At 69.3% G+C, this 23,352-nt stretch carries 22 protein-coding genes, 1 tRNA gene, 2 pseudogenes and 1 riboswitch; of the genes and pseudogenes, 6 read left to right on the top strand and 19 right to left on the bottom strand.

Annotated elements, in window-relative coordinates:
• Positions 1 to 7: 7 nt before the first annotated feature.
• The 5 genes from AC1DWP_RS08395 to AC1DWP_RS08415 all read right to left on the bottom strand — a co-directional run bounded on the left by AC1DWP_RS08395 (position 8) and on the right by AC1DWP_RS08415 (position 4,850).
• Positions 8 to 901: an ABC transporter permease gene (locus AC1DWP_RS08395; RefSeq protein WP_477614012.1), complete on the bottom strand. Its 894-nt coding sequence runs from the start codon at positions 899 to 901 to the stop codon at positions 8 to 10.
• Entirely contained in the window at positions 901 to 1,746 is an 846-nt protein-coding gene (locus AC1DWP_RS08400; protein WP_477614013.1) for an ABC transporter ATP-binding protein, read from the bottom strand. Before AC1DWP_RS08400 ends, AC1DWP_RS08395 begins: the two co-directional genes overlap by 1 nt.
• Positions 1,743 to 2,798, bottom strand: a complete 1,056-nt coding sequence (locus AC1DWP_RS08405) for an ABC transporter substrate-binding protein (protein WP_477614014.1) — start codon at positions 2,796 to 2,798, stop codon at positions 1,743 to 1,745. The genes AC1DWP_RS08400 and AC1DWP_RS08405 overlap by 4 nt, the downstream gene beginning before the upstream one ends.
• On the bottom strand, positions 2,798 to 3,373 hold the full coding sequence (gene ssuE, locus AC1DWP_RS08410; protein WP_477614015.1) for an NADPH-dependent FMN reductase: 576 nt from the start codon (positions 3,371 to 3,373) through the stop codon (positions 2,798 to 2,800). The genes AC1DWP_RS08405 and ssuE overlap by 1 nt, the downstream gene beginning before the upstream one ends.
• A 283-nt stretch (positions 3,374 to 3,656) precedes the next feature.
• A riboswitch (SAM riboswitch) is annotated at positions 3,657 to 3,771 on the bottom strand.
• 155 nt (positions 3,772 to 3,926) lie between these two features.
• Positions 3,927 to 4,850, bottom strand: a complete 924-nt coding sequence (locus AC1DWP_RS08415) for an NADP-dependent oxidoreductase (protein ID WP_477614016.1) — start codon at positions 4,848 to 4,850, stop codon at positions 3,927 to 3,929.
• Positions 4,851 to 5,022: 172 nt separating this feature from the next.
• On the opposite strand from AC1DWP_RS08415, the gene AC1DWP_RS08420 reads away from it, so the two are divergent.
• A tRNA-Phe gene (locus AC1DWP_RS08420) sits at positions 5,023 to 5,099 on the top strand.
• Positions 5,100 to 5,213: 114 nt separating this feature from the next.
• On the opposite strand, the gene AC1DWP_RS08425 is transcribed toward AC1DWP_RS08420, so the two are convergent.
• From AC1DWP_RS08425 to AC1DWP_RS08455, 7 genes and pseudogenes are all read right to left on the bottom strand, one after another.
• Positions 5,214 to 5,372, bottom strand: a complete 159-nt coding sequence (locus AC1DWP_RS08425) for a hypothetical protein (RefSeq protein ID WP_477614631.1) — start codon at positions 5,370 to 5,372, stop codon at positions 5,214 to 5,216.
• Between the two features lie 9 nt (positions 5,373 to 5,381).
• Positions 5,382 to 5,837, bottom strand: a pseudogene (locus tag AC1DWP_RS08430) (RbsD/FucU domain-containing protein); the annotation flags it as partial.
• Positions 5,735 to 6,328, bottom strand: a pseudogene (gene deoC, locus AC1DWP_RS08435) (deoxyribose-phosphate aldolase); the annotation flags it as partial. The pseudogenes AC1DWP_RS08430 and deoC, both read right to left, overlap by 103 nt.
• Before the next feature lie 80 nt (positions 6,329 to 6,408).
• Complete coding sequence (locus AC1DWP_RS08440) at positions 6,409 to 7,545, bottom strand: mandelate racemase/muconate lactonizing enzyme family protein (protein ID WP_477614017.1); 1,137 nt, start codon at positions 7,543 to 7,545, stop codon at positions 6,409 to 6,411.
• 5 nt (positions 7,546 to 7,550) lie between these two features.
• Positions 7,551 to 8,495, bottom strand: coding sequence for a carbohydrate ABC transporter permease (locus tag AC1DWP_RS08445; protein WP_477614018.1), 945 nt, complete (start codon positions 8,493 to 8,495; stop codon positions 7,551 to 7,553).
• Between the two features lie 10 nt (positions 8,496 to 8,505).
• Positions 8,506 to 9,417, bottom strand: a complete 912-nt coding sequence (locus AC1DWP_RS08450; protein WP_477614019.1) for a carbohydrate ABC transporter permease — start codon at positions 9,415 to 9,417, stop codon at positions 8,506 to 8,508.
• Between the two features lie 4 nt (positions 9,418 to 9,421).
• On the bottom strand, positions 9,422 to 10,822 hold the full coding sequence (locus AC1DWP_RS08455; protein ID WP_477614020.1) for an ABC transporter substrate-binding protein: 1,401 nt from the start codon (positions 10,820 to 10,822) through the stop codon (positions 9,422 to 9,424).
• 144 nt (positions 10,823 to 10,966) lie between these two features.
• On the opposite strand from AC1DWP_RS08455, the gene AC1DWP_RS08460 reads away from it, so the two are divergent.
• Positions 10,967 to 11,728 carry a FadR/GntR family transcriptional regulator gene (locus AC1DWP_RS08460; protein WP_477614021.1) on the top strand — a complete coding sequence of 254 codons (762 nt, stop codon included), beginning with the start codon at positions 10,967 to 10,969 and terminating at the stop codon, positions 11,726 to 11,728.
• A gap of 5 nt (positions 11,729 to 11,733) precedes the next feature.
• Here AC1DWP_RS08460 and AC1DWP_RS08465 read toward each other — a convergent pair whose 3' ends face one another.
• The 4 genes from AC1DWP_RS08465 to AC1DWP_RS08480 are packed head-to-tail and all read right to left on the bottom strand — an operon-like array spanning position 11,734 to position 15,189.
• Entirely contained in the window at positions 11,734 to 12,711 is a 978-nt protein-coding gene (locus AC1DWP_RS08465; protein WP_477614022.1) for an aldo/keto reductase, read from the bottom strand.
• The gene (locus AC1DWP_RS08470; protein WP_477614023.1) at positions 12,708 to 13,571 is read right to left on the bottom strand and encodes an amidohydrolase family protein; all 864 of its coding nucleotides are present in this window, start codon (positions 13,569 to 13,571) and stop codon (positions 12,708 to 12,710) included. The genes AC1DWP_RS08465 and AC1DWP_RS08470 overlap by 4 nt, the downstream gene beginning before the upstream one ends.
• Entirely contained in the window at positions 13,568 to 14,341 is a 774-nt protein-coding gene (locus tag AC1DWP_RS08475; protein ID WP_477614024.1) for an SDR family NAD(P)-dependent oxidoreductase, read from the bottom strand. The genes AC1DWP_RS08470 and AC1DWP_RS08475 overlap by 4 nt, the downstream gene beginning before the upstream one ends.
• On the bottom strand, positions 14,341 to 15,189 hold the full coding sequence (locus AC1DWP_RS08480; RefSeq protein ID WP_477614025.1) for a fumarylacetoacetate hydrolase family protein: 849 nt from the start codon (positions 15,187 to 15,189) through the stop codon (positions 14,341 to 14,343). The genes AC1DWP_RS08475 and AC1DWP_RS08480 overlap by 1 nt, the downstream gene beginning before the upstream one ends.
• A 96-nt stretch (positions 15,190 to 15,285) precedes the next feature.
• Between AC1DWP_RS08480 and AC1DWP_RS08485 the strand changes: the two genes are divergently transcribed.
• A complete protein-coding gene (locus tag AC1DWP_RS08485; protein WP_477614026.1) occupies positions 15,286 to 16,023 on the top strand; it encodes a FadR/GntR family transcriptional regulator in 738 nt (245 codons plus the stop codon).
• 54 nt (positions 16,024 to 16,077) lie between these two features.
• Positions 16,078 to 19,500, top strand: coding sequence for a response regulator (locus AC1DWP_RS08490; protein WP_477614027.1), 3,423 nt, complete (start codon positions 16,078 to 16,080; stop codon positions 19,498 to 19,500).
• Positions 19,501 to 19,662: 162 nt separating this feature from the next.
• Here the strand turns inward: AC1DWP_RS08490 and AC1DWP_RS08495 are convergent, their stop codons facing one another.
• The 3 genes from AC1DWP_RS08495 to AC1DWP_RS08505 form a co-directional block, all read right to left on the bottom strand.
• Positions 19,663 to 20,055, bottom strand: a complete 393-nt coding sequence (locus AC1DWP_RS08495) for a hypothetical protein (protein ID WP_477614028.1) — start codon at positions 20,053 to 20,055, stop codon at positions 19,663 to 19,665.
• 120 nt (positions 20,056 to 20,175) lie between these two features.
• Entirely contained in the window at positions 20,176 to 21,291 is a 1,116-nt protein-coding gene (locus AC1DWP_RS08500) for a CaiB/BaiF CoA transferase family protein (protein ID WP_477614029.1), read from the bottom strand.
• A 90-nt stretch (positions 21,292 to 21,381) separates the two neighbouring features.
• Positions 21,382 to 21,570 carry a BldC family transcriptional regulator gene (locus AC1DWP_RS08505; protein ID WP_179421480.1) on the bottom strand — a complete coding sequence of 63 codons (189 nt, stop codon included), beginning with the start codon at positions 21,568 to 21,570 and terminating at the stop codon, positions 21,382 to 21,384.
• Positions 21,571 to 21,770: 200 nt separating this feature from the next.
• On the opposite strand from AC1DWP_RS08505, the gene AC1DWP_RS08510 reads away from it, so the two are divergent.
• Positions 21,771 to 22,877, top strand: coding sequence for a Glu/Leu/Phe/Val dehydrogenase dimerization domain-containing protein (locus AC1DWP_RS08510; RefSeq protein WP_477614030.1), 1,107 nt, complete (start codon positions 21,771 to 21,773; stop codon positions 22,875 to 22,877).
• Between the two features lie 172 nt (positions 22,878 to 23,049).
• On the top strand, positions 23,050 to 23,247 hold the full coding sequence (locus tag AC1DWP_RS08515) for a DUF3073 domain-containing protein (protein WP_140739237.1): 198 nt from the start codon (positions 23,050 to 23,052) through the stop codon (positions 23,245 to 23,247).
• Positions 23,248 to 23,352: the final 105 nt, after the last annotated feature.

Here is a 23,352-nt window from a genome sequence, read left to right on the forward strand (position 1 = left end):
GTGCTGGTCAGCGGGCCGCGGCAGCGACGCGCCAGCGCGAGAAGTGCCGCTCCAGCCGGACGAGGACGGTGTTCACGAGGAGCCCGAACAGCGAGACGGTGAGGATGCCGGCATACATGTCCGGGATCTGGAAGCTGCTCTGGGCGTTGACGATCAGGTAGCCCAGCCCCGCCTTCGCGCCCACCATCTCGGCGGCGATGAGGACCAGGATCGAGGCCGTGCCCGCCATCCGGACGCCCGTGAAGATGGTGGGCACCGCGGAGGGCAGGACCACCTTCTGGAACAGCCTCAGGCTGCCCAGCCCCAGCGACCGGGCGGCCCTGACGAGGAGCGGGTCGACCGTGCGCACCCCGGCGATCGTGTTGAGCAGCACCGGGAAGAAGCTCGCGTACGCGACGATCGAGATCTTGCTCGTCTCCCCGATCCCGAGCAGTAGGACGAAGACCGGCAGGAGCGCGAGGGCGGCCGTGTTGCGGAAGGCTTCCAGCAGCGGCGTGAGGAACTCGCGCAGGCCGTCGTACCACGCCACCACGAGTCCCAGCCCGATGCCCGCGACGACCGCGACGCTGAACCCGATCACCGACCGGGTCAGGCTGGCCGCGACGTGCTGCTGGAGCTGGCCGCTCTGGACCAGTCCCCACCACGCCTGGAGCACCTCGTGCAGAGGCGGGAGGAACACCTTGCGCGCGGGGTCGAGCAGGTACTGCGTGCCGAACTCCCACAACAGCAGGAAGAGCACGACGGCCGCAGACCTGCGCGTCCCCCGCCCGAGGCGGCGCGCGACGGCACCCCACCAGGTATGCCGCGTGGCAGCCCGCCGAGCCACGCTCGCCTCGGGTGCCGGGCCGGGCTGCGTCGGCGCTGTCAGATCACGACCTGGGTCCAGGGTTGCGGTGCTCATCAGGCTGCCTTCTCTGTGCCGTCGGGCTGGATCTTGAGGTGACCGGCGTCCTGGGCGCGGCGCACCTCGTCGTGCAGGAGCGTCCAGACCTCGTGCCGGTAGTGCACGAAGCGGGGGTCCGACCGCAGGTCCGTGGTGGACTCGCGGTCGCCGAGGTCGACGTCGACGAGGGCCTTGAGACGCCCGGGGCGGGCGCTCAGGACGGCCACGCGCTGGCCGAGGTAGACCGCCTCCTCGATGCCGTGGGTGATGAACACGACCGTCGTGTCGGTGGCTCGCCAGATCCGCAGCAGCTCGTCCTGCAGCTGTTCACGGGTCTGCGCGTCAAGGGCCGCGAACGGCTCGTCCATGAGGAGGATCCCGGGTTGGTAGGCCAGGCTCCGGGCGATCGCGACCCGCTGCTTCATCCCACCGGAGAGCTCGTGGGGGTAGCGGTCCTCGAACCCCTCGAGCCCCACGAGGGCCAGGTTCTCGCGGGCCCGTTCGGTGCGCTCGCGGCGACTCAGTCCCCGCTGCTCGAGGCCGAACGTCACGTTGGCGAGGGTGGTCCGCCAGGGAAACAGGGCGTACTGCTGGAAGACGATGCCCCGGTCGAGACCGGGACCGGTCACCTCGGCGCCGTCCACGAGGACGCTGCCGCTCGTGGGGCGGCTCAGCCCGCCGAGCAGGTCGAGCAAGGTGGTCTTGCCCGACCCGCTCGGTCCGACCAGCGTGAGGAACTCACCGCGTGGCACCTCCAGCGACACGTCCTCCAGCGCGACCAGCGTGCGCGCCTGCGGCTGGTCCCTGGTCGGGCGGAGCGCGAACTCCTTGGTCACGCCACGCAGCTCGATGTGGGCACTCATGAGGACGCCTTCGACGCGAGCCCGTTGTAGTCGTTGGTGTAGAGGTCGCGGGGCTTGAGCGCGCCCTGCTTGAGGACCCCGCTGTCGACGAGCCACGGCTCCCAGCGGGTGAAGTCCTGGTCGCTGATCACGCCGCCCTTGCTGGCGACTCCCACGCTCTTCCAGAACTTGAGGTTGTCGGTCTTCTCGTTGCGACCACGCTTCTCGATGATGGTGCTGAACCGCGCGATGACGGTCTCGCGAGGGCTCGTGCGCTCCCACTCGATCGCCTTGGCGACCCCGGTGACGAACTCCTTGGCTGCCGCAGGATGCTTGGCGATGAAGTCGTCCCGCAGGACGTACTGACCACCGTTGAAGGCGCCGAACAGCTCGTAGTCGCTGAACAGCGACCGCAGCCCACCCGTGGCGATGGCGTGGTCCTGCAGGACCCCCGAGAGGGTGCCGACGTCGACCTGCCCACGCCGAACGGCCAGCTCGGTGTCGTTCGGGGGCAGCGGGACCAGCTGCACCTGCTTGATCTGCGCCGGCGTGAGGCCGTTCTTCTTCAGGTAGGTGTCGATGACCGCCTCGGCGTGCGCCCCCAGGGTGTTGACAGCGACCTTCTTGCCGATCAGGTCGTGCGGGGTCCGGATCGGACTGTCGTCCTTGACGTAGAAGCCGTTGAACGTCCTGACGTCCTCGCCGTAGTAGTTGATGACGGCCTTGACCGGGGCGCCGGCGCTGATGAGCTTGACCACGGCGCCGGAGAACGCACCGCCGAAGTCGGTCTGCCCCGTGGCCGCGGACTGGATGTCCTGGGGACCGCTCGTGGTGTTGCCGACCCAGTTGAGCTTGAGGGTGGGGAAGTAGCCCAGGTCGGAGGCGAGCTCAGGTAGGGACACCGAGTTGGCCCACCCCTGGTAGCGAATGGTCACCGGCCCCTTGTCCTTCGCGGACGTGCTGGCCTCGCTCGACGGGAGCGAGCAGCCGGACACCAGGACGAGTGGGAGGGCCGCCGCCAGCGAGGCGACCAGCGCCCGGCTCGCGGTGAAGGAACCACGGATCGTGCGCATCAGGCCACCGCCTCGCGGAGCACGGCACCCGCGGTGACCAGCGAGCGTCCTGCCACGGTGTCGAGGAAGACGGTCGTGACCTCGCGCAGCGGGCGCAGGGCAGCCTCGTCGAGGAAGGCCTCACCCCCGTCGACGAGCCTCACGTGGTCGGCCAGGACGAACCAGCCCGGGGTGATGCTGCTCGGCGACAGGCTCGCCAGGACGGGGCGGAGGGCATAGTCGACGACCAGCACGTGGGCGGGCGTGCCGCCGGTGGCCACCGGCAGGACGACCTTGCCCCGCAGCGCGAACTGCGGCAGCAGGTCGAGGAAGGTCTTGAGCAGGCCGCCGTAGGCCGCCTTGTAGACCGGGGTGGACACGACGACCGCGTCTGCCGCCTCGAGCGCAGCCACGGCGCGGGCCACGTCGGGGTCATGGGCGTCCCCGCGCAGGAGTGGGCCGGCCGGCAGGTCCCGCAACACGATCGGGACGACGACGTGGCCGGCGCGTTGGAGCTGTCTCGCGATGTCGGAGAGGACGGCGTCGGTCTTGGAGGAGAGGGAGGGACTGCTGGAGATCGTGGCAATGACAGCCATGGGTGGATCCTTTCGGGCAAGGGGAATCGCCGGTCCCGCGCCGAGGCGCAGAACCGTTGGAGGAGAATGGGTTTCGAGGCAGCAGGTGCCGAACAGACCTACGAGCGCAGGTCAGAGACCGGCTGAAGCCGACGAACGACGAGGGCGCGCGTCAGGGGCGACAGAGCGCGCTGGAAACCCTGAGCAGGTCGATGTGCCTGCGCAGGACGGGTCGGCAGGAGCGATCGGCTGCCTGCCTGGATCCGTTGTCCTTCATGGGTTTCCGTCCTCGGATGAGGCTCGAGCCTCGCGCTTGCGGCGGTCGTTCGACTGCCACCTGGTCTTCACCCGGAGCACCCCACCGCGAGTGGGAGGGTTGCCGTCCAGCGAGCCGGGGCTTGTCACTGGAGCTCATGACCTACGTCGAAGGTAGCGGTTCCTTCATTGCCTATCAAATAAGTAGGATATGCCTCTCGCATGGTGGGACGACAAAGAGCGCCCACGCACGGAATCCGTTGCGCGGGCGCCCTTTTGGACAGGCGTCATATGCGTGGCGGGGGCCCGCCAGGGTCCGTCAGACGCTGACCTCGATGGCGATCTTGCCGCGGACGTGCCCGGTCTGGCTCAGCTCGAACGCCTCAGCCGCATCCGCGAGCGCGAACACGTCGGCCACCGGCACGGTCAGCCGACCCGCGTCGGCGAGGTCGCCCAGCGCAGTCAGGTCCTCGGCGTTGGGCCGCACCCATGCGGCGATGCCACCGGCCTCGGCGACGGTGCCGTCGGCGATCGACCCGTGCCGTCCACCGTCGGCGAGAACGGCCTGCGTGACGTCCAGGACCCCGCCGACGAAGTCGGCCACGACGTCCACGCCGTCGGGCGACAGCTCACGTACGCGCTCGGCCAGCCCCGCGCCATACGTCACCGGCTCTGCACCCAGCCCGCGCAGGAACTCGTGGTTGCCCTCGGAGGCGGTGCCGATCACGCGCGCGCCGAGAGCTCGGGCGATCTGCACGGCGAAGAGACCGACTCCACCGGCGGCGGCGTGCACGAGGACCGTCTCGCCATCCTTGAGTCCCAGCCGAGCGATCAGCTGGTATGCCGTGAGGCCGGCAAGCGGGAGGCCCGCCGCCTGGTGCCAGTCGAGGGACTTCGGCTTGCGGGCGACCGTGCGGACGGGCGCGGTGACAAGCTCGGCGAAGGTGCCGCCCTGCACCCAGTCCTTGCGGGCGTAGGCGATCACCTCGTCGCCGGGGGCCCACTCGGGGGTGTCGGGGCCGACCGCCTCGACGACTCCCGAGACGTCCCAGCCCGGGATCGCGGGGAACTCCACGACCATGAGGCCGTCGAGATAGCCCTTCATGACCTTCCAGTCGACAGGGTTCACGGCTGCGCTGCGCACGCGGATGAGCACCTCGCCGGGGCCGACCTTGGGGTCGGGGAGGTCGGTGAGCTGGAGGATGTCGGGGTCGCCGTACTCGGCGAAGGTGATTGCCTTCATGGTGGGGGCAACGTCGCCACCCACGGGGTATTCCGCGATGACCGTCGGTTGTGAGGGGGCAGCACGGATCGGCTATGATCCTGCAGTCGCGACGGTCCCCCGGGCTTCGGCACGAGGCCGCCGCGATCGCATGTTCTGCATTGCATGGTCACCATCACGCACATGCACCCACGGCCAGGTAGCTCAGTTGGTACGAGCGTCCGACTGAAAATCGGAAGGTCGGCGGTTCGACCCCGCCCCTGGCCACCACCCGAGACCGCCGGTCATCACCTCGATGACCGGCGGTCTCGACTTCACGTGAAGCCGATCGCCAGGGCCGGCCCCCCAGCTGGCGGCGACCGACGCCCACGATGTGCACGTCCCTCAGGGCAGTTCGGGAACCTGCCCGTCCCGGATCCGCCGGCGCCGCTCGACATAGGCAGGCAGGATCTCCACGTCGTCGTCTGAGAACCAGGCGAACGGGTCCGTGCTGGCGACCAGCGAGAAGTTGGCCCAGGGCTCGAACGAGCCCGACCTGATCACGAACTTGGCCCGAGGGGCGTAGTCGCTGCAGAGCTGCTCGTGGCTGGCCTGGCTGAACGTGGCCCCCGAACCCGTGAAGATCGTCTGCACCTCGCGGTACAGGGTCGGATGGTGGGACTTGAGCTCCGGCGCGAACACTGCCTCTTCGACGAAGACCTGGTCGAGGACCACCCGCAGCACGTCGCGCACGTCGACCAGCCCCGGACGCAGGCCGAGGTCGATCCGGTGGGCGTCTGCCGGGATCGGGAACCCGGCGTCGGTGACCAGGATGGTGTCGGTGTGGCCGAGCGTCGCGAACGCCTTCGCCAGCTGGTGCCGACGAGCTCGGCCCCCGCCTCGAACATCGCCTGCATCTTCTCCAGCGAGTTGACCTTGCCGGAAACCTTGACGCGGCAAGGCGGTTCGATGTTTGCCTTGAGCAGGGCCACGTCCTCCACGGTGGCGGCACAGCCGCCCACACCCCATCCGCTGGACTGCTTGACCCAGTCGATGCCGGCCTCGTAGGCAATCCGCGTGGCCAGGACCTTCTGCGCCTCGTCGAGGTAGCCGAACTCGAGCATCGCCTTGACCTTCATGCCCTCGTCGTGCGCGGCCTTGACGATCTCGTTCATGTCGCGCGTGTACTCCGCGACCTGGCCGCCCAGCAGGTAGCCCGGGTGGGGCGGGAAGTCGAACTCGTCCGCGCCCTCCCTGGCCAGCTCCCGCAAGGCGGCGAGCCGCATACCCAGGGTGTCGTTGGCCATCGGGAAGTTGAGGGTGGAAGCCACCTTCACCTCCGAGCCGGCCAGCACCTCCTTGCCGAGGGAGACCCACACCGGCGCGATCATGGCGGCGTCGAAGCCGTACTCCAGTGCCGTCCGCAGGTGTTCCAGGACTCCGTCGCGCGTGAGGTCGGGGTTCACGTTGGTGTACTGGATGGCCTTGGCGACGGCCTTGGAGTCGGCGAAGTCGATCATGAGTGGTCCTTCTTCTCTGGTGGATGGGGTCACAGGGTCTGTGGTGGATCGAGTCACGCGGTCCGCGCTGGTGAACCGCGTCACGTGGGCTGGGTCAAGCGAAGTCCCGCCCGGCTGGAGCGGACGTGGGGACCACTGGCCGACGACCACGCAGCGCCCGACAGTCCCCCGATGGCGGACTCGTCGACCACGACCCCGCTGCCCGGCTTGTCACCCAGGACCAGGCCGCCGTCGGCGACCGTGTGGTCGACGGTGATGCCGAGCGGCTCCTCGAGGTTCTGTACCTCGATCGCGATGACGTTGGGCAGCGATGTCGCAGCGGCCGCCAGCGGATTCGTGTGGTAGCCCACCGGACTGACCGGGAGGTCGTAGGCATGGGCGAGCGCGGCCACGCGCAGGAAGTGGGTGATGCCCCAGACGCTCCCGGCCTGCACGACGTCGACCCCTTGGGCGCTGAGCAGGGGTCGGTACTGCTCGAGTCCAGTGAGGTTCTCGCCCGTCGCGACCGCGGCCTTGATGCCGAGACGGACGAGGTGGTGACCCGCGGCGTCCCAGCGCCGCACGGGCTCCTCGACCCAGGTGAGGTCGACGTGCTCCTCGAGCATGCCCACGTGCCGGATCGCCTCCTTCGGCTGCCAGACCTCGTTGGCGTCGAGCATGAGCGCGGGCGAGGCGTTGCCCCGCGACAAGATCTCACGCACCAGTCGCAGGCGGACGAGGTCGCGGGCCGGGTCGAGTCCACCCTTGACCTTCGCCGCCGTGAAGCCTCGGGCGGCGAACGACTCGTACACCTCGACCAGCTCGGCCTCGGTCAGGCCCGCGTCGAGCCCTGAGGCGTATCCGGGAACGAACCGGTCCCGGCCTCCGAGCAGGCGCCACAACGGCTCCCCGGCGAGCTTGGCCTTGAGGTCCCACAACGCCATGTCGAGCGCACCGACAGCTCCGAAGGTCGCGCCCTGGTGGCCTGCCTTGAACACCTGCCGGAGCATCCGGTCATAGAGCGCGACGACCGCGCGCGGGTCCTCGCCCTCGACAGCCGCGAACACACGGTCGACGTCACGGTGCGACCCGAGCCCGATGCCCTCGACCCCCTCGTCTGTCTCAACGATCAGGATGGGCACCTCGGTCACCGCGTCGGGGATGAACCCGTTGGCGTCGCCGACCGAGCGCCCCCACCGGTGGTGGGTCGTGAGGCTGCGGTATCCGGTGATCTTCATCGACGTCAGCCCTTCGTCGCGCCGGCAGTCAGGCCGGTGACGAGGAACCGCTGCGCGATCAGGAAGACCACGAGCACAGGCGCGACCGACACGAGGGTGGCCAGGACGAGCTCCGGCGGGCTCACGGCGGCGTTGGCACCCACCACAGGGTTGAAGTTGGGCGTCGACGCGAGCATCTGCGTCAGGCCCACCTGCATGGGGTAGGCCTCACTGCCGGGCAGCATCACATAGGGCAGGAAGAAGTTGTTCCAGTTCTGGACGAAGCTGAAGAAGCCCACGAGGGCCACCACGGGGGTGGAGAGGGGAAGCACGATCGAGGTGAAGGTCCGCAGCTCACCGCAGCCGTCGATCTTGGCCGCCTCCAGCAGCTCGCTGGGCATGGCCGTCGAGAAGTAGATGTAGGCCAGGTAGACACCGAACGGAAAGAACGAGTACGGCAGCACGACCGACAGGGGGGTGTTCACGAGGCTGAGGTAGTTGATCTCCAGGAAGATGGGCAGCACCAGCGAGGTCGCGGGCATGAGCATCACGACCAGGGTCGCGACCAGCAGGAGCCGCCGACCGCGAAAGCGCATCTTGGCCAGGGCGTAGCCCGCGGGGAGGCTCACGACCAGGGTGAGGACCAACGCCAGCCCGGCATAGAGCACCGAGTTGGTCATCCAGGTGCTGATGGCTCCGTCCTGGAACGACATCAAGGCGTTCCAGTTGTCGCGCAACGCGGACAGGCTCCCCAGGCTGAAGGGTGCGTCGTTCACCAGCTCGCGCGAGTCCTTGGTGGCCGCGAGGAAGAGCCAGATGACGGGTACGAGGAAGAACAGGGCGAACACGCCGAGCACGATGGCCATCAGCGTCCGCCCGGCGAACGTGCCAGAGGTGGGTGAGCTGCTTCCCCGCTGGTATGCCGGCCTGCTGGCTCGTTGCCGCGTGTCGGGTCTCGTGGTGGTTGTCATGACGTCTCTCTCAGTCCGTCTCGAAGAGTCGGCCGCGGGCGACGAACAGGCCCGCTGCGAGTGCCGCGACGACGAGCAACATGATCGATATGGCCGCTGATCCGTTGAAGTCGTTCTGACCGAAGGCATAGATGTAGGCGAGCTGGTTGACGCTGTAGTCGTTGGGAACCACGCCGAAGCTGGCCTGGGAGACGAGCTGGGGTTCCACGAACAGCTGCGTGCCTGCCGCCAGGGACAGGATCAGCATGTAGACGACCGACTTGCGGATCATCGGCAGCTCGATCTGCAACGCGCTGCGGACAGGACCGCACCCGTCGACCTTGGCGGCCTCGATGACCTCGGTGGGGATGGTGTTCAACGCGCCGTAGAGCACCAGGATCCAGCCGCCGGCGCCCGTCCAGAAGGCGATGAGGGCGAAGATCACCGGCAGGTGTCCCGGAGCGACGACCTGCTGGAACGTGTCGGAACCCGTCGCCTTGAGGACCCAGGCCACCGGACTCACCGTGGGGTCCAGCATGAAGAGCCACAGGAGCACGCTCGAGGCGCCCGCCAGGGCGCCGGGGATGTAGTAGGCGAACCGGACGAAGGTCTTGGTCCGACGCCGTGCCACCCGGTTCATGACCAGGGTCAGGGTGACGACGAGGACGGAGAGGAGCAGGAGCCAGATCGCGACGAAGGCTGCCACGTGGCCGACGGCCGGCAGGAACCTGAAGTCCGTGGCGGCCTTCGTGAAGTTTGACAGACCCGCGAAACCCCCCGATCCGGAGGTGAATGCGAGGTAGAGCGAGTACAGCACCGGGATGACCCCGAAGAACAGGAAGAGGATGGCGAACGGCGCCACGAAGACGTACCCGGCCTTGCCGTGCCCCCGGGAGCCGGCGGCGGGCCGACTCCCGGGGATCGTTGCAGTGGGGATTGCCATGACGTCAGCTGGTCTTGACCTGGTAGCCGAGGATCTTGGCTTCGTTCTCGATCTGCTTCTGCCATGCGGGGAGCAGCGACTCGATGGTCTCGCCCTTGGTCATGCCCGCTTGGACGACCTTGGCCCAGATCGCTTCCTGGCTGAAGGACGGCGAGCCCCAGCCCGACCAGACCTGCCCGGCTGCCTGCTGGAGCGCGGGAGCGATGTCACCGGCGTAGTAGCCGCTCTTCTGCGTCTCGGCGAGCCACGCCGCTGCCGCCTGGCTGTATGCCGGGTAGGTCGGCACGAGCGTGCCTCCCACGGCGGACTGGCTCGTGACCCAGGATGCGAAGTCGGCGGCCGCCTTGAGGTTCTTGCTGTGCGCCGAGACCCACCATGCACCACCGCCGACGTTGCCCGTCGACGCCGTGCCGGCATCCCATGCCAGCGGAGGAGCAACTGCGAGCTCGCCCTTCGGGGTCTTGAGCGTGCCTTGGAAGACAGCGCCGCCGTACCACGACGGCCCAGGCAGCAGGAGCACCTTGTCAGCCTTGGTCTTGGCGAACTCGGGACCGAACAACGACAGGGTCGACATCGACTTGTTGGCGATCAGGCCGTCGAGGAGCTTGGCCGCCTTGACGCAGTTGGCGTCGCTCGTGTTGACCGTGAGCTTGGTGGGCCCGTCGACCTTGTTGGCCGGGCACTGCGCGGCCCACATGTAGATCTCCGGGGTCCAGGCGTCGCCGGCGGTGCCGACGAGGTATCCCGGGTGCTCAGCGGCCACCTTGCTCCCGAGCTGCTCATACTCCGCCCACGTCTTCGGGACGGTGTACCCCCACTTGTCCATCAGCTTCTTGTTGTACCAGAGCACATTCTGGGCGAGGTCGTTGCGGAGGCAGTAGGCCACCCCGTCGAGCGTGCACACGTCGAGAGCGCCCTTGGAGAACCCATCGAGGGTCGCCGCGGGCACGAGTCCCTTGTTGACGGGGGCGAGGTCGCCGGTGCCAGTCAGTGAACCCCAGGCAGCCGAGCTGTTGTCCGTCGTGAAGGCGACGTCCGGCCAGCCGGAGCCGGCACGGTCGAACAGCTGCGTCTTGGTCTTGAAGGAGTTCGACCCGTTCGCGTTGCCGTCGTAGGCGACGACCTTGACCTTCACGTCCGGGTGGGCAGCAACGTACGCGTCGGCGACCGGCTGTCGGGTGGAGTCCACCCACACCGTGATCTCGGCCTTCGCGTCCTGGGCTGCGGTCTTGAAGCCGAAGGGGCTCCCGGTGTCCGCGTTGTTCTTGGTGGCGCCAACGCTCTGTCCACCGGCGCAGGCGGCCAGGGCAAGCGCGCAGGCAAGCGCAGTTGCCGCGACCACGGCCCGCGGCGCACGAGCGGCCGCCGCGCCTCCGGCGGAGGTGTTCCGCATTCCGATACCCATGAGATGACTCCTTTGTCGATCAAGGTCCTGAGCGGCCAGGTGCCGCGGTGCTGACTCCTAAGATATAATACATATGATGATCAGGCAATAGCAGGATCGCCGCTACGATCCGCCCAAGGACATGTGCACGAAGAAGGAGTCAGCATGACGACCGAGGACGGCAGATGGACCGCTCCGGCTCCGGCCCAGCGCTCCAGCCTGGGGACGGCGGTCATCGCGACCCTGGTGGACCAGATCGTGAGCGGTGCCCTGCCCGTCGGCACGATCCTGCCCTCCGAGGCCGAACTCGGGGAACAGCTCGGCGTCTCCCGGACCGTGATCCGCGAGTCCGTGAAGACCTTGCAGTCCAAGGGGCTGCTGTCGAGCCGTCAGGGGGTGGGCACCGTCGTGCGCGCCATGGACGCCTGGGACCTCATCGACGAGGTCGTCCTGAGCGCGATGGTCAAGCACGACGAGTCGCTGGGCATCCTCGACGACCTCGTGTCGGTCCGTGCCGCGTTGGAGATGGCGATGGCGGAGGAGGCCTGCCGCGGTCAGCAGGCCGCAGACCTGGACCCGCTCAGGCTGGCCTATTCCGAGATGACGGACAGCTCCGAGGATGCCGCAGCCTTCGCTCGCGCCGACGTGGACTTCCACGATGCCGTGATGGTCCTGTCCGGAAACCGGTTGGGGCGCGCCATCGTGACCAGCATCCACGACCAAGCCCGAACCACCGGTCGCTACCACGGCTCGGCGACACGGTCCAACATCGACATCACGCTCGCGGAGCACCGGGCGATCCTCGACGCCGTGGAGCACCGCGACGGCGCCCGCGCGGGACAGGCGATGCGCGCGCACATCCTCGGGTCCTGGGAGCGACGCCGTCCCACTGCGGCGGACGCACGGGGCACGACCTCGGCCGGCTGACGCCGTCAGAGAAGGCCTTCGACGACCGAGTCGGCGTCCTCCCAGAACGCCTCCGGCACCGGCTCCAGCAGCCACCGGGCCGCAGAGTCGACGTGCTCGCGCTTGCCGAGCCCGGCAACGACGCTCGCGACGGCGGCGTGCCTGAGCGGGAACTGCAGGGCGACCTGGGGCAGGGTGCAGCCGTATTCCCCCGCGAGGGCGGCGAGGTCACGGGCTGCCCTGAGCAGCCGTGCGTCAGGGGTGTCGTAGTTGAAGTGCGAGTCCGCCTGCGGATCGGCCCGCGCCAGGAGGCCTGAGTTGAAGGGAGCGGCCGCCACGACGCTGACCCCTCGCGAGAGGCACGCGTCGAGCAGCGGCGCACCGCTGCGGTCGAGCAGGGTCCACCGACCCGCGAGCATCACGACGTCGAGGTCGCACTCCTGCACGAACCGCAGCGGTTCCTGCCACTGGTTCATGCCCACGCCGATCGCCTTCACGATGCCCTCGTCGCGCATCCGCGCCAGCTCCGGCAGCGCTCCGTCGAGCACCTGCTGGACGAAGTCGTCAGGGTCGTGCACGAACGCGACATCGACCTGGTCGATGCCCAGACGCTCCAGGCTCTCCTCGAGACTTCGGCGCACGCCGGGACCTGAGTAGTCCAGTTCGCGACGCAGGTCGTCCCTGACGTCGAACTGCTGGGCCAGGTCAGAGCCGGTGGCGTCCTCGTTCGGGACCAACAGGCGTCCGACCTTCGTGGACACGACGTACTCGGCCCGCGGCCGACCGGCCAAGGCCCCTCCCAGCCGGCGCTCGGACAGACCGAGGCCGTAGTGGGGCGCCGTGTCGAAGTACCGAATCCCTTGGTCCCACGCGTGATCCACCGCTGCGCGGGCCTGGTCGTCCGAGACCGCACGGTAGAGGTTCCCGAGGTTGGCTCCTCCGAAGCCGAGCGCGCTCACCCCGACCTCGGTCGAACCCAGCCGGCGGCTCACGAGGTCGGTCACGAGAGGCCGTACCAGGTCGTCGCGGTGCCCCCGAGGACAGCGCGCTGCTCGGCAGGCGAGAGCTGGGCCACGAGCTGTTCGTTCACCCTCCACACCGTCGCATAGTCGTCGCGAACGAGGCAGACCGGCCAGTCCGAACCCGCCATCATGCGGTCCGGCCCGAAGACGGAGAGGGCGTGGGCGGCATACGGGCTGAGGTCTCCGACCGACCAGGTCGGGGACGCCTCCGTGACCATCCCGGAGAGCTTGCAGGCGACGTTCTCCGAGGCTGCGAGGTCGGCGAGGTGGGTGGCCCACGGCTCGAGGTCACCCGCTGCGATCGAAGGCTTGCCGAGGTGGCTCAGGACGAACCTGACGTCCGGCGACCGGCGGGCAGCCCCGATCGCCGAGGGGAGCTGGCGTTCCCTGACGAGGAGGTCGAAGGCGAGCCCCGCTCGGCCCACGGCCGCGAGCCCACGCCGGACGTCGATGCGGTCCAACCACTGCGGGTCGGGCTCCCCCTGGAGCTGGTGTCGCAGGCCCACCAGCCGGTCACCACCCGGCAGGGACCGCAGCTCGGCGATCCGGTCGGACACATCGGGCGACGTCAGGTCGACCCACCCCACCACCCCGCGGACGGCTGGGCTTCCGACCGCCCGGGCCAGCAGCTCGGGAGTCTCCGCCGCGACGTTGATCGTCTCGACGAGGACGGCCGCGCTGACGCCGGCAGCAGCCAGCTGGGGCTCGAGGTCAGCGATCGTGAACGTCCGGTCGATCGCAGGAAGGGCCGTCGTCCATGCCTGGGGCCTGACCGCCAGGTCCCAGAGGTGCACGTGCGCGTCGATGCGGTCGTCAACCACGGACCCGTGCGGAGAGGTCACGACCTGGGTCGCAGTCGAAGCCGGTCCATCCCGCCGTCGACAGCCAAGGTGGTGCCAGTCGTCGAACCGGCGAGGGGAGAGACGAAGTAGGCGACGGCGTGGGCGATCTCCATCGGCGTGACCAGGCGGCCGTGCGGCTGCCTGGCCTCGAGCGCTGCCCGCTCGGCCGCGGGGTCGTCGGCGGCGCTGAGCAGGCGCTCCACCCAAGGGGTGTCGGCCGTGCCGGGGTTCACCGCATTGACCCGGATGCCCTCGGGCAGCAGGTCCGCCGCCATGGCGAGGGTCAGCGACAGGACGGCGCCCTTGCTGGCCGAGTATGCCGCGCGGTTGGGGATGCCTGCGGTCGCGGCGATGGAGCAGATGTTGACGATCGCGGCCTGGTCCGACGCGCGCAGACTCGGCAGGGCAGCGCGAGTCACCCGCACGATGCCGAGGACGTTGATGTCCAGCACCCTGAGCCACTCCGCGTCGTCGTTGGCGTCGACGCCGCCCTGGGCGCCGATGCCGGCGTTGTTGGCGACGATGTCGAGGCCTCCGAGGGTGGCGACCGCCTCCGCCACGGCAGCCCTGACCGCGGAGTCGTCACTGACGTCTGCCGCCACGGCGAGGTGTCGGCCCCCGGCCACCGGGCTGACGTCACGGTCCAGCACGGCGACCGCCGCGCCGCGGTCGGCCAGCAGGTCGGCGATGGCCAGCCCGATCCCCGAGGCGCCACCGGTGACGAGGGCCTTGAGTCCGGCGAGCTCTCCCACTGCGGTAACGGCGGTCATCACGCGGCTCCGAAGGTCTGGCGCTGGCGACCGAGGCCATCGATCTCCAGCTCGACGACGTCCCCAGCCTTGAGATAGGGCGTGCCGGGCACCCCGAGGGCGACCCCGGCAGGGGTGCCGGTGTTGATCACGTCACCGGGGTACAGCCTCATGAACTGGCTGATGTAGTGGACGAGGAAGTGGACCCCGTAGACCATGTCAGAGGTCTTGCCGTCCTGCTTCAGCTCGCCATTGACCCAGAGCCGGAGGCTGAGCGCCTGCGGGTCGGTCACCTCGTCGGGTGTCACCAGCCAGGGGCCGAACGGGTTGAACGTCGCGCAGTTCTTGCCCTTGTCCCACTGGCCACCGCGTTCGATCTGGAACTCTCGCTCGGAGACGTCGTTGCTGATGGCGTAGCCGGCGATGTGCGCGGCCGCGGCGGAGGGGCTCTCGAGGTAGGCGGCCTCGCGGCCGATCACGACGGCGAGCTCCACCTCCCAGTCGGTCTTCGCCGAGGCGCGTGGCACCAGGACCTCGTCGTCGGGTCCCACCACGGTGTCGGGAGCCTTCATGAAGAGCACGGGCTCGCTCGGCACCGTGGCACCCGTCTCCGCGGCGTGGTCGCGGTAGTTGAGGCCGACGCAGACGATCTTGCCGATCCTGGCCAGCGGTGGACCGAACCTCGAAAGGTTCTCGACCACGGGGAGGTCACCGGCAGCCAACGCGCGCTCCACGGTCCCGGCGAAGTCGCCGGACAGGATTCCGCCGTCCAGATCGCCGACGACCCGGCTGAGGTCGCGCCAGGTGCCCAGCTCGTCCTGCACGGCAGGGCGCTCTGCGCCGACGGCTCCGATGCGTGCCAGCTTCATTGCGGGTGCTGCCTCTCGTCGTCAACAGTTCTCGTCAGGCAATGATTATTCGTCATACGTATTCTGTCAAGCGAATCTTCTCGCTATGCTGGCGTCATGAGCGCAAGCCTGTCCTCGCCGTGGCCTCGACGACCCCGCCGCCTTGCCACCGCGGTGGTCGAGGAGCTGGTCGACTGGCTGGTGAGCGACGGACTGAGTACCGGCGACAGCCTGCCCACCGAACCTGCGCTGTGCGAGACGTTCGGCGTCAGCCGCACGGTCGTCCGTGAGGCGGTGAAGGCCCTGGAGGCCATGCGCATGGTCACGGTGCAGCAAGGCCAGGGCACACGGGTCCGGCCACTGGCGGACTGGGACCTGCTCAACCCGACCGTCCTCTCGGCGGTGGTACGCCACGACGCGGGAAACGTGATCCTGGGCGATCTGGTCGATGTCCGGCGGGCACTGGAGGGCCAGATGGCCGGGCAGGCGGCCACGAACTCGACACCGGCCGAGCGAGCGGCCATCTCCGAGCGGATGGCCACCCTCGACGCGAGCATCGGCGACGCCACGGCATACCTCGCGGCCGACGTGGCCTTTCACGACGAGATCATGGCCGCCTCACGCAATCGCCTCGGCCGCGCCATCATCCACACGTTGACCGACGAGGCCTACCGCAGCCTGCGCTACGTCGGTGACCCTTCCGCGCAGCACATCCGGTTGACCAACGAGGCCCACCAACGGGTGCACGACGCCGTCGTGGCTGGTGACGCGGTGGCGGCACAGCGGGCAATGGACGAACACATCCTCGAGTCGTGGCAGCGCAGGCGCCCGGAGAACGCTCCAGATCAGGGCTGAGCCGTCGAGGGATCTGGGGCGAATTGAGTGTTTCAGTGGGCTTCCGTCGGGCTGATGAAGGAAGATCACTGCGTGCAGCATCCGCAGCCCCTCGACCCAGGCGCCCGTGGACGTACCGCAGGTGCGAGCGACCTCGGGACCCTGGGCGGCAAGGCCGACCTCGGCGACCTGAGCCGCTGGCTGGTCGAAGCGTCGCCCGACGGCCTGTGGGTCTTCGACGCCGAGGGCAGGACCGTGCTCGCGAACCCACGACTTGCGGAGATGCTGGGCAGGACGGTCGACGAGATGGACGGGCTGTCCGTCTTCGAGACCCTGGACGCGACCGGCCAGGCCCAGTTCGCCGAACACCTGAGCGGACTGCAGGGCAGCAGCGCCCCCGGCAGCAATCTCGAGTGCAGCCTGCTGCGCAAGAACGGCGAGCGGTTCTGGGCACTGGTCAGCCACACCCCGATCAGGGACGACGACGGCAACCACGTCGGATGGTTGCACCGGGTGACCGAGTACAGCGATCAGCGACGGCTGATCGAGACACTGCAACGGCGCGAGGCGCAGCTCGCCGAGGCGCAGCACATCGCCAAGATCGGCAGCTGGGAATGGGACGTCGGCAGCGACGTCGTGGCGTGGTCCGACGAGCTCTACCGCATCTACGGCGTGGAGCCCGACTCAAGTTTCGTCCCCAACTACCAGGGCTTCCTCGACCGGATGCACCCCGACGACCGGGACGCCGTGGCCGAGGTGGTCCGGCGCGCCCTGGAGGAGACGGGCGAGTTCGAGTTCGACGCGCGCATCTTCCACAGCGACGGCTCCCTGCGCTGGATCCGTGGCCGTGGCCGCCTCACCCGCGACGAGGTCACCGGTGCCCCCCTGCGCATGGGCGGCACCTCCCAGGACATCACCGAGAGCAAAGACGCGGAACAGGCCCTGGCCCTGCTCACGTCCATGGCAACGGCGGCCAACGACGCGACGACGTTGGCCGAGGTCATCCCCACGATCCTCAAGGACGTGGCACGGCACACGGGATGGCAGCCGGTGGCAGCGTGGGTGGTGACCAGGGACGGCGAGCTCGAACCCGTCCCGGGCGAGACCCGCGACGTGCCGGAACAGGACGTCGCCGAGGCCACCCGGATCGCGATGGCCGCCGTCGAGTCGCGCAGCCCCCAAGCCTCCCTCACGACGGAGGGCACCGCCCTCGTGGCCGCGCCCGTGGTGGCCGAGGACCGCGCCGCGTGCGTCGTCGTCATGGACACGCGTGCGACCACCCCGCCCACCGACAGCGACGGGCTGACGGTGGGCAGGGCGGCGGCGATCTTCTCCCGCGTCGCGGAGCGTCAGCTGGCCGCCGAGCGACTCGAGCAGGCGCGCGACAACGCGATGAGCGCGTCGATGGCCAAGTCCGAGTTCCTCGCGACGATGAGCCACGAGATCCGCACCCCGCTCAACGGCGTGATCGGGCTGTCCGAGCTGCTCGGACGCACCGAGCTCACGCCGCACCAGCGACGGCTCGCCGACGGCATCGACGGCGCCGGCCGGAGCCTGCTCTCCCTCGTCAACGACATCCTCGACCTGTCCAAGATCGAGGCCGGGCGGCTCGACCTCGAGGCGGTCGACTTCGACCCGCGAGCCATCGTCGAGCAGAGCACCACCATGATGGCAGAGCGCGCCCGCGCCAAGGACCTCGAGCTTGCGGTGACCTGCCACCCGGACATCCCTGCAGTGGTGAGCGGCGACCCCGTGCGATTCGGGCAGGTCATCTCCAACCTGACCGCAAACGCCGTGAAGTTCACCAACAGTGGCGAGGTCGTCGTCCGGGCCACGGTCGAGACGACGGACGAGACCAGCGACGCGACCAGCGACGCGACGAGCGACGTGCCGCGCGTCGAGACCAGCGACGTGACGAGCGCGGAGGCCACCGACGCAGGCATCGTGCTGCGGGTCGAGGTCAGTGACACCGGGTCGGGCATGACGCCCGAGGTCAAGGAGCGGCTGTTCACCGCGTTCTCCCAGGGCGACAGCTCCACCACGCGCGAGTACGGCGGCACGGGGCTCGGCCTGGCCATCAGTCGCCAGATCGTCGAGGCCATGGGCGGTGAGATCGGCGTCAACAGCGAGTCCGGGTACGGCAGCACGTTCTGGTTCACCGTGCGCTTCGCGCCGGCCAGCGTCGGCGCCGCCGTCGCCGCACCCGTGCCCTCGGTGGCCGGGCTGCGCGTGCTGGTCGTCGACGACAACGAGACCAACCGGTTCATCCTCGAGGAGCAGCTGGCCGGCTGGTCGATCGAGGCGGCGATCGCCTCGTCGGGCGTCGAAGGTCTCGGGCTCCTCGACGACGCCCACCGGCGGGGCCAGCCCTTCGACGTGGTGCTGCTGGACTACCTCATGCCCGGCGTCAACGGCGAGCAGTTCGCCCGGATGATGCGTGGTGACGGCCGGTTCGGCGACACCCGGATCGTCCTGCTCACCTCGGCCATGGACCTCGATCCAGAGGTCCTGACGGCGGCCGGCATCGACGTGTCGCTGACCAAGCCCGTGCTGCCCTCCAGCCTGCTGGACACCCTCGCCGACCTGGCCGGCGCCCGCGCCGAGACCGCCCCGCCGAGCGGTGCGCCGAACGGTGCGCCGAACGCCCCTGGAACCGCCTCCTCGACTCCCGGCCGCGCCGACCGGCGCCTCCCGATGGGTTCCCGGGGCCGCGTCCTCGTCGTGGAGGACAACGAGGTCAACCAGCTGGTGGCCGTCGGCATCCTCGAGAGCCTCGGGTATGCCGTGGACGTCGCCGAGAACGGGCTGGCCGGCTACTACTCGTTCCAGTCGGCCGACGGGGCGTACGACGCGGTGCTGATGGACTGCCAGATGCCCCAGATGGACGGCTACGACGCCACGCGCATGATTCGCTCCTTCGAGGACGACCAGTACCGGACGCCCATCATCGCGATGACGGCGGCGGCCATCGCCGGCGAGCGCGAGCGCTGCCTCGAGTCGGGCATGGACGACTTCCTCACCAAACCCGTCGACGTGGCGCTCTTGCGCGACACCCTGGAGCGCTGGGTCCCGGTCAACGGCGACCACAGCGCAGAGACCGACGCCACGGACAGCCGACGGCTCGCGTCTCGGGCGGACACCACCGTGCTGGACCCCTCGCGCCTCGAGGAGCTGCTCGACCTCGACCCGGGCGACCCGACGATGCTGCTGCGGTTCATCGACAGGTTCGGGCCCAATTCCCGGGCCGCGCTGGCCACCATGCGCGAGCACCGCGAGGCGGGCGCGGCCCACGAGCTGAGTCGCGCGGCACACGGTCTCAAGGGCAGCGCGGCCAACCTCGGGGCCGAACGGCTCGCACTGCTCTGCGCGGACGTCGAGCACCTCGGCGAGGACGGCGTGGTCGTCGACCAGCCTGCCCTGGTGGCCGTGGAACGTGAGCTCGACGCGGCCGTCCGGGCGCTCGAGTCCTTCGCTGTCACGCTGCGCCGGCTGTCCTGACCCCCACGCCTCCATCACGAAAGCCACCGGTCATCTGTGGGATGACCGGTGGCTTCCGTTGAAGGGACTTGCTCTCTTGCCGTTCCAGCGCCCGTCTGGCTGAGGGACGGGGGCTGGGTGAGTCGGACGGCGCGGCACCGCAGGGGGAGGTGCCGGCCGCCCTTACGCCGACTGGATGCCGGTGTCGACACCCCAGTGCTGGGGTGCGCTGGTGATGTACTGCCCTGTGCGGGCACCGAGGGCCAGCCGACGGCGCACTTCGCGCATCAGCTCGTCGTTGGTGGCCAGCAGTACAGCTTCGGGGTGCTCGATGCCGCCGAGCACGGACAGGCCGCACCCCTCGGCGGATCGCAGCACGATCTCGCGGACGGAGAGGCACAGTGCACGGGACAGCGCCAGCATCTCGTCGGGCTGGGGCCATTCCGGCAGGACCGGGGTGTCGAGGATCCCTTCGAGCGTCCACTCGTCCAGACCACTGCGCGTCGCGAGGGTCGCGCGGCTCCAGCCGAGCACGCGAAGCTGCTCCTGCAGGAAGGTGCCGAGGCTGTTGGTCACGGGGGCTCCAAGGGTGTGAAGAGGTGTGCCCCCTGATGGAAGCGCGGATTCCGGCTCCGGAGAACGAACTTTGCCAAGCCTTGACCATTGGGTCGGCTGTTCGGTGGACCGTCAATCCGCCTAACGTTCGGCTAGCCCACGCACGACCTCGTCGGTATGCCGTCCCGGCGCCCCCGCGGGCTGCCCCGCGGTCGTGGGGGTCACCGAGAACCGCGGGGCCGGGGCCGGCTGGACCGTCCCGGGGGCACCGGGGACGGCGGCATACGCCTGCCTGGCGTCGAGGTGGGCATCGGAGCGCGCCTCCTGGGCGGTCAGGACCGGCGCCACACAGGCGTCGAGGTCACCGAAGACCGCCACCCATTCCGCAAGGGACCGTGCGGCGAAGCGGTCGGCAACCATCTCCGAGACCATCGGCCAGGAGGCGAGCTCCATCTGGTCGGCACCCACCGCGGCGCGGTCCAGCCCGAGCCCGGCCAGGAGCCGCTCGTAGAAGATCGGCTCGATCGCGCCCACCGCGACCCAGCGGTCGTCGCTCGTGCGGTAGCAGCGGTAGAACGGCGCTCCCCCGTCGAACAGGTTCGACCCCCTGTCCGCCGGCCACATCCCCGAGCCGAGCATCGACTGGTGCATCGCGGTCATCGCCCCGACGCCGTCGACGATCGCCGCATCGACGACCTGGCCCTGCCCGGACTCGCGCGCGTGCCACAGCGCCGAGACGACCCCGAGTGCCAGCAGCATCCCCCCGCCGCCGAAGTCCCCGAGCAGGTTCAGTGGCGGCACCGGCCGCCCGTCGGGGCCGGCGAAGGCGTCGAGAACGCCCGCCACCGCCAGGTAGGTGATGTCGTGACCGGCCAGGGCGGCATACGGTCCGTCCTGCCCCCATCCCGTCATGCGGCCGTAGACGATGCGCGGATTGCGTTGCAGCGCAACTTCTGGACCGAAGCCGAGCCGCTCGGCGACACCCGGACGAAATCCCTCGATGAGGATGTCGGACGCAGCGATCAGCCCGAGCACGACAGCCAGACCCTCGTGGGACTTGAGGTCCACGACCACGGACCGCCGCCCCCGCAGCAGCACTCCATGGGTGGCCCTCAGGTCCTCACCTGGCCGGTCGACGCGCACGACGTCCGCACCGAGGTCGGACAGCATCATCGCGGCGAAAGGGCCGGGACCGATCCCGCCGACCTCGACGACCCGGACGCCCGCGAGAGGGCCAGAACGGCGCGCCGAGTCCATGGGACCGAACGTACCGCCAGCACCGCTGTCAGGTGCGCGCCAGGCCCTGCCCCTCGACGCGCGAGTCCGTCAGCGGACGTGAGTGAACTGTCAGAGGACGTCAGTGAGAAGCGCGCGAACTTCGACTTCGCGGTAGCGGCGATGGCCACCGAGCGTGCGGATGGAGTTGAGCTTCCCCGCCTTGGCCCAACGCGTCACTGTCTTGGGGTCGACCCGGAACAGTGAGGCCACCTCCGCAGGCGTGAGCAACTTCTCGACCTCGGTGGTGCGAGTAACCATGTCTAACTCCTTGTGCAGGGGACGTGGTTCCATAATCGGACAAGCGGGACCCTTTGGGAACATTCCCAACGGGTCATCCGATATGGCCCGTTGGGACTAGTCACCGGACCAACCCGTGAGCGGGATTACGCTGGGTCCAGGCGCGCGATCCGCGCCGACCTCCCCGCCCTGCGCCTCACCGAGCTCAAGGAGTCACCACCGTGACCGCGTCCTCGTCGCCCAGCATCTCGACGCCTGCCACCTCCACGTCCCAGCACGAACAAGTGGTCTTCTGCCACGACAGGGCGACCGGCCTGCGGGCCATCATCGGGATCTACAGCACGGCTCTCGGACCAGCCCTGGGCGGCACGCGGTTCTACCCCTACGCCAGCGAGGACGCGGCACTGGCCGACGTGCTGCGCCTGTCCAAGGGCATGGCCTACAAGAACGCGGTCGCCGGCCTGGACCTCGGCGGCGGCAAGGCGGTCATCATCGGCGACCCGGCGACGGACAAGACGCCTGACCTGCTGCGCGCCTACGGCCGCTTCGTGGAGTCCCTCGGCGGCCGCTACGTCACGGCGTGCGACGTGGGCACCTACGTCGCCGACATGGACATCGTCAGCGAGACCACCCGCTTCGCGACCGGTCGTTCCGAGGCCAACGGCGGCGCCGGCGACTCCTCCGTGCTCACGGCCTTCGGCGTCTTCCAGGGCCAGCGCGCTGCCGCCCAGCACCTGTGGGGCCAGCCGACGCTCAAGGGCCGGACCGTCGGCATCGCGGGGGTCGGCAAGGTCGGCCGCATCCTCGCCGGACACCTCCTGGAGGACGGCGCCACGGTGGTGGTGACCGATGTCAACGAGCAGGCGCTGGCGGCCCTGACGGCCCTGCACCCCGAGATCGAGGTCGTCCCCGACACCGCGACCCTCGTGACCTCCGACATCGACGTCTACGCGCCGTGCGCCCTCGGCGGCGCGCTCGACGACACCACGGTCGAGAACCTGAAGGCCACCGTCGTCTGTGGCGGCGCGAACAACCAGCTCGTGGTGGAGGGTGAGGGCGGCACGGCCGACCGGCTCCGCGAACGCGGCATCACCTACGCCCCGGACTTCCTCGTCAACGCGGGCGGCGTCATCCAGGTCAGCGACGAGCTGCACGGTTTCGACTTCGAGCGCGCCAAGAAGGGCGCCACGGCGATCTTCGACCACACCCTCGAGGTGCTCGAGACGGCGGATGCGCGCAACATCACCCCTGCCGCGGCCGCCGACCACATCGCCGAGGAGCGGATGGCGGCCAGGCAGGCCGCCGGGATCTGGCTCCCTGCCCGCTGAGCACGCGATCGCCCGGTGAGACGCGGGTCTCGCCACAGAACTTGCATCGCTCATGTAGCGTTGTCCTCACGACAAATACACGATTCCCGGGACCGCTCCGTCGAGCCGAGGCGCCGACATGGTGACTCGACAAGGCGATGCCGTCCCGGCAGACGCATGAGGGGGTCACGCCATGGGGCGCGGCCGGGCCAAAGCCAAGCAGACCAAGGTCGCTCGGGAGCTGAAGTACTTCTCTCCCAACACCGACCTGACGGCGCTTGAGCGAGAACTGCACGGGTCTTCCTACGCGGAGCCGGAACCTGTTTCCGACAGCTCTGTGGGCGAGGACGAGTACGACGAATACGGAAAGTGGGCCTCGGGTCAGCAATGACCCGACGTCCTGACTGACCTCCACCTCATGCGCGGGCCCTCGGGCTCGTGTGTCACCTCCGCCGCGCCGCGGCGTGCGGCCATGTCCGTGTGCCGTGGCGCAGCG

It is taken from the genome of Pedococcus sp. P2_F6 (genome assembly GCF_056403675.1).